Below are 12,448 nucleotides of genomic sequence, written 5' to 3'. Positions count from 1 at the left end.
TCAGTTCCCCTTTGGTCTGGATGCGAGCGTCTGCACCATCCGCGCGCGCAATTGCTCGTCATCGTCGGCCTGGGGCGCAATCAGCTCGGCAAGCATGAAGCCCCGTGAGTTGGCATCGTCCTCGTCCATGCCGGACAGCTCAGCGAACTCGGCATCCATCAACGTCGATCGGGCGGAGTCCTCACTGTCGAAGGGCAGGGTATTGCCATCGCTGTCGAGTATCTCGGCGGTGCCGGCCTCCAGTACCCGCATCCGGGCCCAGACCACCGTGCGTCCTAGCGTCGCCAGCCACCACTGTCCGGCGCTCATGACGCGGCCTTGGCGATCAGCGTCAACACGCCGGAGCTCAGCAATCCGCCGACGATGGTCAGCAGTGCGATCCGTGCCGGGGTGGCAAGGCCATTGAGGTTGTGGTCGGCGGCCGAGCGATAGTGGCCGCGCAGCAACCACAACCACGCCGGCGGACGGGCAAACGCGTTGGGACCGAGGCTTTCCAGCAGTTCTGGCTGGCGATCACGCATGTGCACCAGCGTCAGCGGCCAGAAGATGACGAACGCAGTTGCGCCGGCGATGGCGACGGCAAGGCAAAGCAGGGCAAAGAACAGGATCACGAATCACCACCTCGACGGGTCATTGGCATTCAGTACTCGGCGTTGCCCGGCGCGCGCGGGAAGGCGATCGCGTCGCGGATGTTGCTCAGTCCGCAGACGTAGACCACCAGCCGCTCGAAGCCGAGCCCGAAGCCGGCGTGCGGCACCGAACCATAACGACGGAAGTCGCGGTACCACTGGTAATGCTCCGGATCCAGCCCGAACTGGCGCATGCGCGCGTCCAGCACGTCCAGCCGTTCCTCGCGCTGGCTGCCGCCGATGATCTCGCCAATGCCCGGCGCCAGCACGTCCATCGCCGCGACCGTCTTGCCGTCGTCGTTCAGGCGCATGTAGAAAGCCTTGATGTGCTCGGGGTAGTTGGTGACGACCACCGGCCGGCCGACGTGTTGCTCGGTCAGCCAGCGCTCGTGCTCGGTCTGCAGGTCCAGGCCCCATTCCACCGGGAACTCGAACTTGTGCCCGGAGTCCTGCAGCAACTTGATTGCGTCGGTGTAATCGATCTGCTCGAACGGCGCGTTGATGAACCCTTCCAGCCGATCCACTGCCCCTTTCTGCACACGCTGGTCGATGAAGGCCATGTCGTCGGCGCGCTCGTCCAGCACCGCGCGGAACAGGTACTTGAGGAAGTCCTCGGCGACCCGGGCGTTCTCCATCAGGTCGGCAAACGCGATCTCCGGTTCGACCATCCAGAACTCGGCCAGGTGGCGGGTGGTGTTGGAGTTCTCGGCACGGAAGGTCGGCCCGAACGTATACACCTTGCTCAGCGCCAGCGCATAGGCCTCGGCATTGAGCTGGCCGGACACGGTCAGGAAGGTCTCCTTGCCGAAGAAGTCGCGGCTGAAGTCGACCGCACCGGTCTTGTCGCGCGGCACGTTGGCCACGTCCAGGGTCGAGACCCGGAACATCTGCCCGGCGCCCTCCGCATCGGAAGTGGTGATGATCGGCGTACTGATCCAGAAGTAGCCGTTCTCGTGGAAATACCGGTGCACGGCCTGGGCCAGGCAGTGGCGGATGCGGGTGACGGCGCCAAACAGGTTGGTGCGTGGGCGCAGATGGGCGACCTCGCGCAGGAACTCCAGCGAGTGGGCCTTGGGCTGGATCGGGTAGGTTTCCGGGTCATCGACCCAGCCGACAACCTCGAGTTTGTGGGCCTGGATCTCGAACCCCTGGCCCTGGCCCTGGGAGGCGACCAGTTCACCGGTGGCGATCACCGAGCAGCCCGCGGTCAGGTGCTTCACCTCGTCCTCGTAATTGGACAAGGTGGCGGGCGCGACGACCTGGATGGGTGCGAAACAGGAGCCGTCACTGACATTCACGAAGCTCAGGCCGGCCTTGGAGTCACGCCGGGTGCGCACCCAGCCGCGGACGGTGATTTCACCACCGACCGGCAGTTGGCCTGCGAGCGCGTGCTGGACGCTGGTTATCGTCATGCGCAAACCGCCGTCATGCCTTGATTCCTTGCCCTTGAGGGCCGATATGGTTGGGAGTTGGAGTTTACGGGTGGGCCGGCGTGCTTGCGAGGCATCGCGTTGCCGTTCACCTATAATGGCAGCATCAACGGAGGTTTTTTTATGAGCGTCACCATGACCCCGGCCGCGCTGGCTCGCGTGCAGCGCTTCCTCGGCGACAGCCCGGATGCCATCGGCCTGCGCTTCGGGGCCGCCAAAACCGGGTGCTCGGGTTGGCAGCATCATGCCGACCTGGCCACCGAAGAGCGTCCCGGCGACACCGTGTTCGAGCAGGACGGTGTGCGCGTCTACGTGGACATGCTCAGCCTGCCGCAAGTCGATGGAACCCAGATTGACGTGGTCAAGCAGCGCCTGGGCGAGCAGTTCCTGTTCCGCAACCCCAATGCCAGTGCCGAATGCGGCTGTGGGGAAAGCTTCACCACCAGCGCCGACCTCGCCTAGGCGGAACCGCGCGCGCCGCGAGAAGCGCGCCTATGGTTCCCATGCCGGAAAACTGCGATAATCACCGGCTTCCTTCGGCATCTTGCCGCAGGAACCTTGCCCCACCGCGTGTCGAGCCACGGCCACGGGGGGCTGACCGGCCAACAAGGCCGATATCCACAAGGACAACACCATGCGTCATTACGAAGTCGTGTTCCTGGTCCATCCCGACCAGAGCGAGCAGGTGCCGGCCATGATCGAGCGCTACAAGGGCTTGATCGAGGGCGGCGAAGGCAAGATCCATCGCCTCGAAGACTGGGGTCGGCGTCAGCTGGCGTACCCGATCGCGAACCTGGTCAAGGCCCATTACGTACTCATGAACATCGAGTGCAACCAGACTGTGCTGGCCGAGCTGGTCGACAGCTTCCGCTTCAACGACGCGATCCTGCGCCACCTGGTCATCAAGCGTGACGAGGCGGACACCGAGCAGTCGCTGATCATGAAGTTCAAGGACGAGAAGGGTGACAAGCCCGACCGCGGCGACCGTGGCGATCGTCGTCGCCGCGACGACGAAGGCAGCAGCTCTGACGGCGCCGGCGACAAGCCCGCCGCCCAGCCTGAAGCCGCGCCGGAAGCCACGTCCGACGACAGCACCGAAACCGCCTGATCACGCCCTCCCGGAGCAGCGTACCCATGTCCAAATTTTTCCGCCGTCGCAAGTTCTGCAAATTCACCGCCGAAGGCGTCAAGGAGATCGATTACAAGGATCTCAATACCTTGCGCCAGAACGTTTCCGAGACCGGCAAGATCGTCCCCAGCCGGGTCACCGGCACCAAGGCGAAGTACCAGCGTCAGTTGGCGACCGCGATCAAGCGCGCCCGTTTCCTGGCCCTGATCCCGTACACCGACAACCACCACGCCTGAGCCCATTCGGACAGCCATCAGTTGCGGGGCCTCACGCCCCGCTAACGAATACGGAGCAACACCATGCAATTGATCCTCCTGCAAAACGTGCAGAACCTCGGCAGGCTCGGCGACAAGGTCGACGTCAAGCCGGGCTACGCGCGCAACTTCCTGGTCCCCCAGGGCAAGGCCACGCCGGCTACCGCCGCCAACCTGGCCGAGTTCGAGACCCGTCGTGCCGAGTACGAGGCCAAGGCCAAGACGCGCCATGACGACGCCGAAGCCCGTCGTGCCGGCCTCGAGGACGTGTCCATCACGATCCACGCCAACGCCGTCGCCGAAGGCAAGCTGTACGGCTCCATCACCAGCAACGATATCGCCGCGGAGCTGACCAAGCTGGGCCAGCCGGTCGAGAAGTCCGAGGTGATCATGGGCAAGGGTCCCATCCACCACACCGGCACCTACGAAGTCGTGGTGCACCTGCACACCGATGTCGAAGCCATCGTCAAGGTGATTGTCGAAGGCGACGTCAGCTGATTGCTACCGGGCCGGGGTTCGCCCCGGCCTGCACGCTGGGCACGTTTGTCTGATAAAGCGAAGGGCGCCGCGAGGCGCCTTTCGTGTTTTTGCTGACTTGTCCCGCGCTATCCACCAGTTATCCACAGACTTGTCTGCAACCCCCACGCGCATCCCGCACTAGGATGCGTGTTCGACCTGCGCGCGTCCCTGCCGCACGGCCACTGCCAGGAACCTGTCCTTGATGAGTGCACGCCCCGGCTTTCACGGTGAACAGCGCAGTGATTCGCGCTTCGAGACCCGATCCGAACAACGATTGGACCAGTTGCGGATTCCGCCACAATCGATCGAAGCCGAGCAGGCCGTGCTGGGCGGCCTGATGCTGGCCCCGGACGCTTATGACCAGGTCGCTGACAGCCTCGCCGAGCATGATTTCTACCGGCGCGACCACCAGTTGATCTTCCGTGCGATCCGCGAGCTGGCCGAAAAGAACAAACCCTTCGACGCGGTCACCCTGGGCGAGTGGTTCGAATCGATGGGGGAGGGCGAGCAGGTTGCTGGCGGTGCCTACCTGATCGAGCTGGCCAGCACCACGCCGTCGGCTGCCAACATCAAGGCCTACGCCGAAATCGTCCGTGACAAGGCCGTCCTGCGCAAATTGATCGAGGTCGGCACCACCATCGTCAACGATGGTTTCCAGCCCGGGGGCCGTGAGAGCAGCGAGCTGCTGTCTTCGGCGGAGCAGCAGGTATTCGCGATCGCCGAGGCCGGTGCGCGGGGCCGCACCGATTTCACCGCCATCAACTCCGCGTTGTCGGAAGCCTTCGATGTCCTGCAGACGCGCTACGCCGCCGGCGGCACGGTCACCGGCCTGCCAACGGGCTACACCGAACTGGATGAGATGACCGCCGGACTGCAGCCGACCGACCTGCTGATCCTGGCAGCGCGTCCGGCGATGGGCAAGACCACGCTGGCGCTGAACATCGCCGAGTACGCCGCGATCAAGAGCAAGAAGGCGGTCGCAGTGTTCTCGATGGAAATGTCGGCCAGCCAGCTTGCGTTGCGCCTGATTTCCTCCAACGGGCGCGTCAATGCCCAGCGTCTGCGCAGTGGCCAGTTGGAGGACGAGGACTGGAGCCGGGTCACCAGCGCGATCCGGATGTTGAAGGAATCCAAGATATTCATCGACGACACGCCCGGCCTGTCGCCGGACGCACTGCGCGCCAAGGCCCGTCGGCTCAAGCGCGAGCACGACCTGGGGTTGGTGGTGGTCGACTACCTGCAGCTGATGGCAGTGCCGGGAAATACCGAAAACCGTGCCACCGAAATCTCCGAGATCTCACGCTCCCTGAAGCACCTGGCCAAAGAGCTCAACGTGCCGGTGATCGCGCTGTCGCAGCTTAACCGCTCGCTGGAAACCCGCGCCGACAAGCGTCCGGTGATGGCTGACCTCCGGGAGTCCGGCGCGATCGAGCAGGATGCGGACGTCATCATGTTCATCTACCGCGATGACTACTACAACAAGGAAAACTCGCCCGACAAGGGTCTGGCCGAGATCATCATCGGCAAGCAGCGTAACGGCCCGACCGGATCGCTGAAGCTGAAGTTCTTCGGTGAGTACACGCGATTCGACAATCTGTCGCACGACTCCATCGGCAGCTTCGAGTAACTTGTCGGCAGGCAATGCCTGCCGAAAGCTGAACAGGTAAAATTCGCCATCACCTTGTTCATACAGCAACGTGGTTAGCTTCACTTGATGTTTCTCAGGCCCACTGTCAGGAAGGACGCTCCCATGAAAAACCCAGTCAAAATCGTACTCGCCGTTGCCATGACGACCGCGTTGCTCGGTGGTTGCGCCACCGGCGGCGGGTACTATGGCCAACCGCAGGACCCGTATGGGCAGCAGCCTGACCCCAGCAATGACCGCACCAAGAAGGGCGCGATCATCGGTGCGGTGGCGGGCGCGGTTGCGGGCCTGCTCAGCGGCGGCGACGCCACCGAACGCCGCCAGCGTGCGCTGGTCGGCGTTGGCGTTGGCGGCCTGGCTGGGGGCGCTATCGGCAACTACCAGGATCGCCAGGAGCGCGCATTGCGCGACCAGATGGCGGGCACCGGCGTGGATATCGTGCGCCAGGGCGACAACATCACCTTGAGCATGCCGGACAGCATCACCTTCGGTTTTGACAGCTCATCGCTGCAGTCCCAGTTCTATCCGGTGCTCAACAATCTGGCCGGCACGTTGACCCAGTACAACCAGACCATCATCGAGGTCGCCGGTCATACCGACAGCAAGGGTACCGATGCCTACAACCAGCAACTGTCCGTGCGTCGGGCGGACGCGGTGGGCGATTACCTGATGGCCAGGGGCGTGGTGCGCGATCGCTTCATCATCACCGGTGCCGGCGAGAGCCGTCCGGTGGCCAGCAACGATACCGACGCGGGTCGCGCGCAGAACCGCCGCGTCGAGATCACGCTGGTGCCGCTGCGCTCCTGACCGATCTAACGGGCGTGTCTACCGGGCTTGTCCCGGACAGCGCAACTTCAAACGGGCTCCCCAGGGAGCCCGTTTTTGTATGTGAGGGGTCGAGGATCCATGACACCCGGACGGACCGGGGTTCATGGGTTCATTGAGCAGACGGCAGCGCGTAGGCGATCACGTAATCACCCGGCGTGGTGCCCAGCGAGCCGTGCCCACCGGCGACCACCACCAGGTACTGGCGCCCATCCGTCCCGGTGTAGGTCATCGGCGTGGCCTGTCCGCCGGCGGGCAGGCGCTGCTGCCACAACTGCTTGCCGGTGGTGACGTCGTAACCGCGCACGTAGTCATCCAGGCTGCCGGACAGGAACGCCACGCCGCCGCCGGTCATGATCGGACCGCCAATGCCGGGCACGCCCATGCGGAAGGGAAGCGGCAGCGGTGAGAGGTCGCGCACGCTGCCGTTGCGGTGCTGCCAGATGACCTCGCCAGTGGTGAGGTCGGCGGCGGCCACGTAGCCCCATGGCGGCTGCTGGCAGGGCAGGCCGATGGGCGACAGGAATGGCCCCATCTCGACCGCGAATGGCGCGCCGAAGTTTTCGTTCAGGCTCGGTAGCGCGCCGTGTGGAGGCGCGCCGCCGGGCTGCACGTATAGCGTTTCGTCGTCGTCGCGCGGAACCAGGGTGGAGGTGAACGCCAGGTAGGTCGGCGTGGTGAATGCGATTTGGCGCACCGGGTCCACCGCTATGCCACCCCAGTTGAAGACCCCGAAGTTGCCCGGGTAGATCAGCGATCCCTGCTCGGACGGCGGGGTGTAGCGACCCTCGTAACGCAGCTTGCGCAGCGCGATCCGACAGGCGAGCTGGTCGAACAGGGTCGCGCCCCACATGTCGGCGCCGGTCAGTGGCCGCGGGTTGAACGACAGCGCCGACACCGGCTGCGTCGAGGCCGTCCAGTCGCCTTCGGCGGCACCTTGCGGCGCGGGCGTCTCGGTGACAGGCAACAATGGCTCGCCAGTGCGGCGATCGAGCACGAACAGCTCCCCCTGTTTGGTCGGTTGCACCAGCGCCGGGACCGTGCGGCCATCCACGGTGAGGTCGATCAATGTCGGCTGGGCCGGCACGTCGTAGTCCCACAGGTCGTGGTGCACGGTCTGGAATACCCAGCGCACCTGTCCAGTAGCGAGATCGAGCGCGACGACGGCGGAGGAGAAACGCTCGACCGACTCGCTGCGATCACCGCCCCACTGGTCGGGCGGTTGGTTGCCGAGCGGTACGTATACCAGCCCCAGTGCCTCGTCGACACTGGAGATGGACCAGCTGTTGGGCGAGGAAGGCGTGTAGGTCTCACCGGGGCCCAGCGGCGCGGTGTCGTCGGGGTTGCCCGAGTCCCAGTTCCACACCAGCTCGCCGGTATCGACATCGAACGCGCGGATCACGCCCGACGCCTCGTTGACGCTGACATTGTCCAGCACCGTGCCGCCGACGATGACCAGTGAGTCGGTCACCACCACCGGCGAGGTGGAGTAATAGGAGCCCGGGTTGACGTTCGGCATGTGCTGCCACAGGTCGATCTGGCCGTCGCCGTTGCCGAAGTCCGGACAGACCTTGCCATTTTCGGGATTGATCGAGATCAGGCGCCCATCCGCAGTGGGCATGAATAACTGAGCGCTGCAGCTGTCGGCGATCGGCAGGTCGGTGACGGCGACGGCGACGGGCGCGCCGGAGGACGTGCGCTGCGACGCGTTACCCGCATCATCTCCTGCGTCAGCGGGCCGGGCAGCGTACGACAGCCCTCTGCAGGTCAGGTGCTGCAATGCGAGTTTGCCCTGGATCTTCGGGTCCAGCCGCCATACCTCCTCGCCGGTGGTGGCGTCCAGGGCAATGACGGACTGATGCGGCGTGCAAAGGAACAGGCGATTGCCAACCTTCAGGGGCGTGACCTCGAAGGTGGTTTCCACCGGGTCGCCGGGCTGGCCCCGAAAATCGCCGGTGCGGTACGTCCAGGCGACCTCCAGGTCGGCCACGTTGGCCGGGGTGAATTGGGTCAGTGGCGAGTAGCGCTGGCCCTGCCGGGTACGCCCGTAGGCATGCCATTCGTCGGTGGGAACGGCCTCGGTAATGGCGCCGGTCGCGGGTCGCGGACCGGGTGCATTGCCCTCGATGCGATGCGGATCGTTCCACCACGAGGCAACCGACAGCAACAAGGTCGCGATGACGACGGCCGCCAGGGGCATCCAGGAGCTGCGTGCAGCCGGTTGCCGGCGCGGCGTGGCGTGGTGCTGATCCAGCCCGCGGCGGACCCAGGGCAGCAGCAGCCAGACACCGAGCAGGAATGGCACCCCGAGCCGGCTGGCCAATGGCCACCAGTCCAGCCCCGACTCCCACAACGCCCACACCAGCGTGGCCAGCAGCAACAGGGCATAGAGGATCAGCGCCATCCGGCGGCGCATGCACAGAAGCACCCCGACCAATGCGAAACCCAGGCCGGCCAGCAGGTAGTACCAGGACCCGCCAAGCAGCACCAGCCACCCACCGCAGCCCAGAAGGGCCAGTCCGATCAACAGGAACACGGCGCCGGTGATCATGGGGGCGCGATACGACTGGGTATCTGGCACGGTGATTTCCTCCGGTGATGACCCTGCGACCTTCCCGCAGCGGACGTTTGTGAAATGTATACAAGCGCTCGACGCTCTCAGAAGACCAGGCTGCTTTTGAGTCCGACCACCAGCGCGTCGCTGTTGCGGCTGCTGCCGCCCGGATGGACGACGTACTGGAGGTTGGGCCGCAACGTGAGTCCCGGGATGGGACGCCAGGCGTAGATCAACTCGGCTGCATACTCGTTGCCATCCAGCACCAACCCCGGATCCTCCGGGTGCAGTTGGTTGTGTAGCTGTTGATGGTCGGCGGCGCGACCGTTGGGATGGGTGGCGCCGATGGCGAAACCGACCGTATCCTGCTCCCGGCCAAATGGCCCGGCATATTGCACGCCCAATGCGATCTGCCGGTCGGTGGCCGCTGTTGCGCGATCGGCTTGCGTTGCATTGAGGAACACGGTCGCCCCGGACTGGCCGCTATCGCCACTGATCTGTTGCTCGACGTTGATGTAGCCACCGTAACGCGCGTCGCGATGCAGGGGAGCACCAGAGGTGATCGCAAGCGGCTGATGCCTGGTATCCAGGAACAGGTCCGGACCGCCGGACGTGTCGTACCAGAGTCCAATTTTGTAGCTGCCGGGTCGACCATCGGTCGTCGGCAACCAGCCAAACTCCAACGGAACCAGTGCGCCGGTGGTACCGCCGGGGAAGTCGAGCTTCCAGCCGTTCTCGCGCGCGTACTGGTCATCGATATATTTTGGATTGACCTGGTACGCGCCCACCTGCAGGTACATTTGCTTGCTGATGTCGAGCTTGAGCCGCGTGGCCCACTGGCTGGTGGGCCAGTTGACCCAGTAGTCGCCCACCAGGTTGCCCGGCTGCGAGCCACAGAAGGTGAGATTCTGGAAGTCACAGGAGAACGCCGCAAAGTCGCCGCCCACCGTCATCCGGCCAATGCGCCACTGCAACCGGTTGGCGAGGAACGACTGCTCCAGCGCGAAAACGGTCAGGTGCCAGGTCTGGCCGCGGCCGTAAACCTCCTGCAATAGCTGGTTGTTGCCTATCCCGGCGTCGCTGCCAAGGTCATTGCCGCTGCGGTGGGTCATGACTACCTGGAAGCTGGCACCATTCCAGCCCCAGAGTTTTTCCAGATCCAGGTCGGTGCCGAATTTCCACTGGTCGGCGTGACGCGTGATCTGTCGCTCGCCACCGCTGAAGTTGTGCGCCAGCTCACTGTCGTATCCGATGTCGAAGGTGATACCGATATCGGCGAGGCGGCCGCGCGCGCCGTCCCAATCACCCAGCAGGTAGTGATCGTCAGCAGCGCTCGCCTGTCCGGCAAAGCACAGGGCCATTGCCGCCAAAGCCCATGACACTGCTCGATCGCCCTTGTGCCGGATGTACACGATTACCGCCCTCCATGCGGGCATCTTCCATGAACGATGTGATGGGGCGGTGGACTCGCCACATCAGCGTCAATCGGCTCGCCGCGTTGACGCTCCCCGTTTTTGATCGGGTGCCTGACCCCAAGCGAGGTATTCTTCAACCATGATCAGCGTGCACTTCAAAGTTGAATCCGCTGACTTCATGAGCATTTTACAAGGACACCATAGATGTCGATCCCAATTTCTGCAGGCGCACGTTTCCGCGCAGCCGTTTCCGAAGAGTCCCCGCTTCAAGTGATGGGTGCCATTACCGCCTACGCCGGCCTGATGGCCAAGCGTACGGGCTACAAGGCGCTGTATCTGTCCGGTGGCGGTGTCGCAGCCAACTCTCTGGGCATACCCGATCTGGGTATCAGTACGATGGAGGATGTGCTCACGGACGCGCGTCGCATTGTCGATGCCACGCAGATGCCGTTGCTGGTCGACATTGATACCGGCTGGGGTGGCGCCTTCAACATTGGCCGCACCATCCGCTCTTTCATTAACGCCGGCGTCGCTGCGGTTCATATGGAGGATCAGGTCGGCCAGAAACGCTGTGGCCACCGTCCTGGCAAAGAAGTCGTGACGAAACAGGAAATGGTCGACCGGATCAAGGCCGCGGTGGATTCACGCACAGACGATGGGTTCGTGATCATGGCGCGCACCGACGCAGCGGCAGCCGAAGGGGTTGATGCGGCGATCGAGCGTGCGACGGCCTACGTCGAGGCCGGTGCCGACATGATTTTCCCCGAGGCAATCAGTACGCTGGAGGACTTTGGCCGGTTCAAGGCGGCGGTGAAGGTGCCGGTGGTAGCGAACCTCACCGAGTTTGGCGAGACTCCGTTCTTCAGCACCGGCGAACTTGGGGATGCCGGGGTCGACATTGCACTCTACTGTTGCGGCGCGTATCGAGCGATGAACAAGGCCGCGCTGAACTTCTATGAGATGGTACGTCGCGAGGGCACGCAGAAGAGCATCGTAGACACGCTGCAGACGCGGACCGAACTCTACGATTTTCTCGACTATCACGCGTACGAGGACAGACTCGACCAGTTGTTCGCGCAAGGCCGGTAGGATGCCGCTGGATGTCGACCTCGGCGCGTTCCGGGGGACTACCGGTTCGCCTCATCTGTTTGGCAACTCTCCGTCGTTTCGCGCGGTCTGATGCTTGAGCCATTTGATGACGTCGAGCGTCCCGGCCCGGATGCGTCCGTGCCGGGGAAGCACGATCCAGTAGGCGGGTTCAAGCGTCACGCCGAGATTTTCGATTGGTCTGACCAGTGCGCCGGAGGCCACGTCGTCGAACGCAAGCCGGTGGCGGGCGAGGGCGACGCCTTGGCCCTGAATCGCCGCCCGCAGCACAAGGTCGGATGACGCGAAACGGGGTCCGGCCAACACATCCAGTGATTCAGGTCCGTGCGCCTGTCGCCACGTCTCCCACGACGCCTGTGGATCGCGGTCGTGCAGCAGCCGCATGCCGAGCAGGTCTTCTGGTCGACCGGGATGACCAGAAGTCTCGAACAGCGCCGGACTCATGACTGGATACAAGATGTCGTCCATCAGTGGCTCGCAGCGAACCTCAGGCCAGGGACCGCGCCCCATCCGGATCGCGAGGTCGATGCCGCCGGCCGCCATGTTGTCGATTTTCTGATCCACGACCACCGACACTTCCAGGTGCGGATGGGATTGTTCCAGCCTTGGCAGGCGTGGCAGCAACCAGCGTGCCGCGAAGGAAGGTGTCGTCGATACCGTCACCGAACGGCTCGACCGGGTTTCGCGCAGTGACGTTACGGCGTGCTCGATGTCGCGAAAGCCGGCCAGCGTTGCCCTGCCCAGCGCCTCGCCCTGCGGCGTGAAAGAGATGCCACGCCGGCCAGCGGACTGATTGATCAAGGCAACGCCCAGCCAGGCATCCAACTCCGCCAGATGCCGGCTGACCGATGAATGCGCGATGCCAAGCTCACGCGCGGCCGCACGCACCCCGCCTTGGGCATAGACGGTGGCGAAGGCGCGCAAGGCGTTGAGGGGGAGTT

13 protein-coding genes are annotated in these 12,448 nt (G+C 64.2%); 7 read left to right on the top strand and 6 right to left on the bottom strand.

Annotation, left to right across the window (positions count from 1 at the left end; genetic code table 11):
- The 3 genes from ACW7G1_RS09605 to asnS are packed head-to-tail and all read right to left on the bottom strand — an operon-like array spanning position 1 to position 2,041.
- The gene (locus ACW7G1_RS09605) at positions 1-309 is read right to left on the bottom strand and encodes a hypothetical protein (protein ID WP_456979507.1); all 309 of its coding nucleotides are present in this window, start codon (positions 307-309) and stop codon (positions 1-3) included.
- On the bottom strand, positions 306-611 hold the full coding sequence (locus ACW7G1_RS09600) for a hypothetical protein (RefSeq protein WP_456979506.1): 306 nt from the start codon (positions 609-611) through the stop codon (positions 306-308). The genes ACW7G1_RS09605 and ACW7G1_RS09600 overlap by 4 nt, the downstream gene beginning before the upstream one ends.
- Positions 612-640: 29 nt before the next feature.
- Positions 641-2,041: an asparagine--tRNA ligase gene (gene asnS / locus ACW7G1_RS09595; RefSeq protein ID WP_456979505.1), complete on the bottom strand. Its 1,401-nt coding sequence runs from the start codon at positions 2,039-2,041 to the stop codon at positions 641-643.
- Positions 2,042-2,182: 141 nt separating this feature from the next.
- Between asnS and ACW7G1_RS09590 the strand changes: the two genes are divergently transcribed.
- The 6 genes from ACW7G1_RS09590 (at position 2,183) to ACW7G1_RS09565 (ending at position 6,413) form a co-directional block, all read left to right on the top strand.
- Positions 2,183-2,521 (top strand): HesB/IscA family protein, encoded by a 339-nt coding sequence (locus tag ACW7G1_RS09590; RefSeq protein WP_456961592.1) that lies wholly within the window; start codon positions 2,183-2,185, stop codon positions 2,519-2,521.
- A 172-nt stretch (positions 2,522-2,693) separates the two neighbouring features.
- Entirely contained in the window at positions 2,694-3,167 is a 474-nt protein-coding gene (gene rpsF, locus ACW7G1_RS09585) for a 30S ribosomal protein S6 (RefSeq protein ID WP_456979504.1), read from the top strand.
- Between the two features lie 26 nt (positions 3,168-3,193).
- The gene (gene rpsR / locus ACW7G1_RS09580; RefSeq protein WP_456961590.1) at positions 3,194-3,424 is read left to right on the top strand and encodes a 30S ribosomal protein S18; all 231 of its coding nucleotides are present in this window, start codon (positions 3,194-3,196) and stop codon (positions 3,422-3,424) included.
- Positions 3,425-3,487: 63 nt separating this feature from the next.
- Positions 3,488-3,940 carry a 50S ribosomal protein L9 gene (gene rplI / locus ACW7G1_RS09575; protein WP_456979503.1) on the top strand — a complete coding sequence of 151 codons (453 nt, stop codon included), beginning with the start codon at positions 3,488-3,490 and terminating at the stop codon, positions 3,938-3,940.
- Positions 3,941-4,163: 223 nt separating this feature from the next.
- Positions 4,164-5,588: a replicative DNA helicase gene (locus tag ACW7G1_RS09570; protein ID WP_456979502.1), complete on the top strand. Its 1,425-nt coding sequence runs from the start codon at positions 4,164-4,166 to the stop codon at positions 5,586-5,588.
- 123 nt (positions 5,589-5,711) lie between these two features.
- The gene (locus tag ACW7G1_RS09565) at positions 5,712-6,413 is read left to right on the top strand and encodes an OmpA family protein (protein ID WP_456979501.1); all 702 of its coding nucleotides are present in this window, start codon (positions 5,712-5,714) and stop codon (positions 6,411-6,413) included.
- Positions 6,414-6,543: 130 nt separating this feature from the next.
- On the opposite strand, the gene ACW7G1_RS09560 is transcribed toward ACW7G1_RS09565, so the two are convergent.
- A complete protein-coding gene (locus tag ACW7G1_RS09560; RefSeq protein WP_456979500.1) occupies positions 6,544-9,012 on the bottom strand; it encodes a membrane-bound PQQ-dependent dehydrogenase, glucose/quinate/shikimate family in 2,469 nt (822 codons plus the stop codon).
- Between the two features lie 77 nt (positions 9,013-9,089).
- Positions 9,090-10,346 (bottom strand): carbohydrate porin, encoded by a 1,257-nt coding sequence (locus ACW7G1_RS09555; RefSeq protein WP_456979499.1) that lies wholly within the window; start codon positions 10,344-10,346, stop codon positions 9,090-9,092.
- A 258-nt stretch (positions 10,347-10,604) separates the two neighbouring features.
- Between ACW7G1_RS09555 and prpB the strand changes: the two genes are divergently transcribed.
- A complete protein-coding gene (gene prpB, locus ACW7G1_RS09550) occupies positions 10,605-11,489 on the top strand; it encodes a methylisocitrate lyase (RefSeq protein ID WP_456979498.1) in 885 nt (294 codons plus the stop codon).
- Positions 11,490-11,540: 51 nt separating this feature from the next.
- Here prpB and ACW7G1_RS09545 read toward each other — a convergent pair whose 3' ends face one another.
- Positions 11,541-12,431 carry a LysR substrate-binding domain-containing protein gene (locus tag ACW7G1_RS09545; protein ID WP_456979497.1) on the bottom strand — a complete coding sequence of 297 codons (891 nt, stop codon included), beginning with the start codon at positions 12,429-12,431 and terminating at the stop codon, positions 11,541-11,543.
- Positions 12,432-12,448 lie beyond the last annotated feature (17 nt).

The sequence above is a fragment of the Lysobacter sp. A378 genome (assembly GCF_054052125.1).
The sequence above is the reverse complement of the archived record's forward strand: the minus strand, read 5'-3'. Positions and strand labels throughout refer to the sequence as shown.

Bases quoted from the DNA above. Each gene is read 5' to 3' on its own strand.
- ACW7G1_RS09605 (WP_456979507.1), bottom strand. From the start codon at position 309: ATGAGCGCCGGACAGTGGTGGCTGGCGACGCTAGGACGCACGGTGGTC.
- asnS (WP_456979505.1), bottom strand. From the start codon at position 2,041: ATGACGATAACCAGCGTCCAGCACGCGCTCGCAGGCCAACTGCCGGTC.
- ACW7G1_RS09590 (WP_456961592.1), top strand. From the start codon at position 2,183: ATGAGCGTCACCATGACCCCGGCCGCGCTGGCTCGCGTGCAGCGCTTC.
- rpsF (WP_456979504.1), top strand. From the start codon at position 2,694: ATGCGTCATTACGAAGTCGTGTTCCTGGTCCATCCCGACCAGAGCGAG.
- rpsR (WP_456961590.1), top strand. From the start codon at position 3,194: ATGTCCAAATTTTTCCGCCGTCGCAAGTTCTGCAAATTCACCGCCGAA.
- rplI (WP_456979503.1), top strand. From the start codon at position 3,488: ATGCAATTGATCCTCCTGCAAAACGTGCAGAACCTCGGCAGGCTCGGC.
- ACW7G1_RS09570 (WP_456979502.1), top strand. From the start codon at position 4,164: ATGAGTGCACGCCCCGGCTTTCACGGTGAACAGCGCAGTGATTCGCGC.
- ACW7G1_RS09565 (WP_456979501.1), top strand. From the start codon at position 5,712: ATGAAAAACCCAGTCAAAATCGTACTCGCCGTTGCCATGACGACCGCG.
- ACW7G1_RS09555 (WP_456979499.1), bottom strand. From the start codon at position 10,346: ATGGCCCTGTGCTTTGCCGGACAGGCGAGCGCTGCTGACGATCACTAC.
- prpB (WP_456979498.1), top strand. From the start codon at position 10,605: ATGTCGATCCCAATTTCTGCAGGCGCACGTTTCCGCGCAGCCGTTTCC.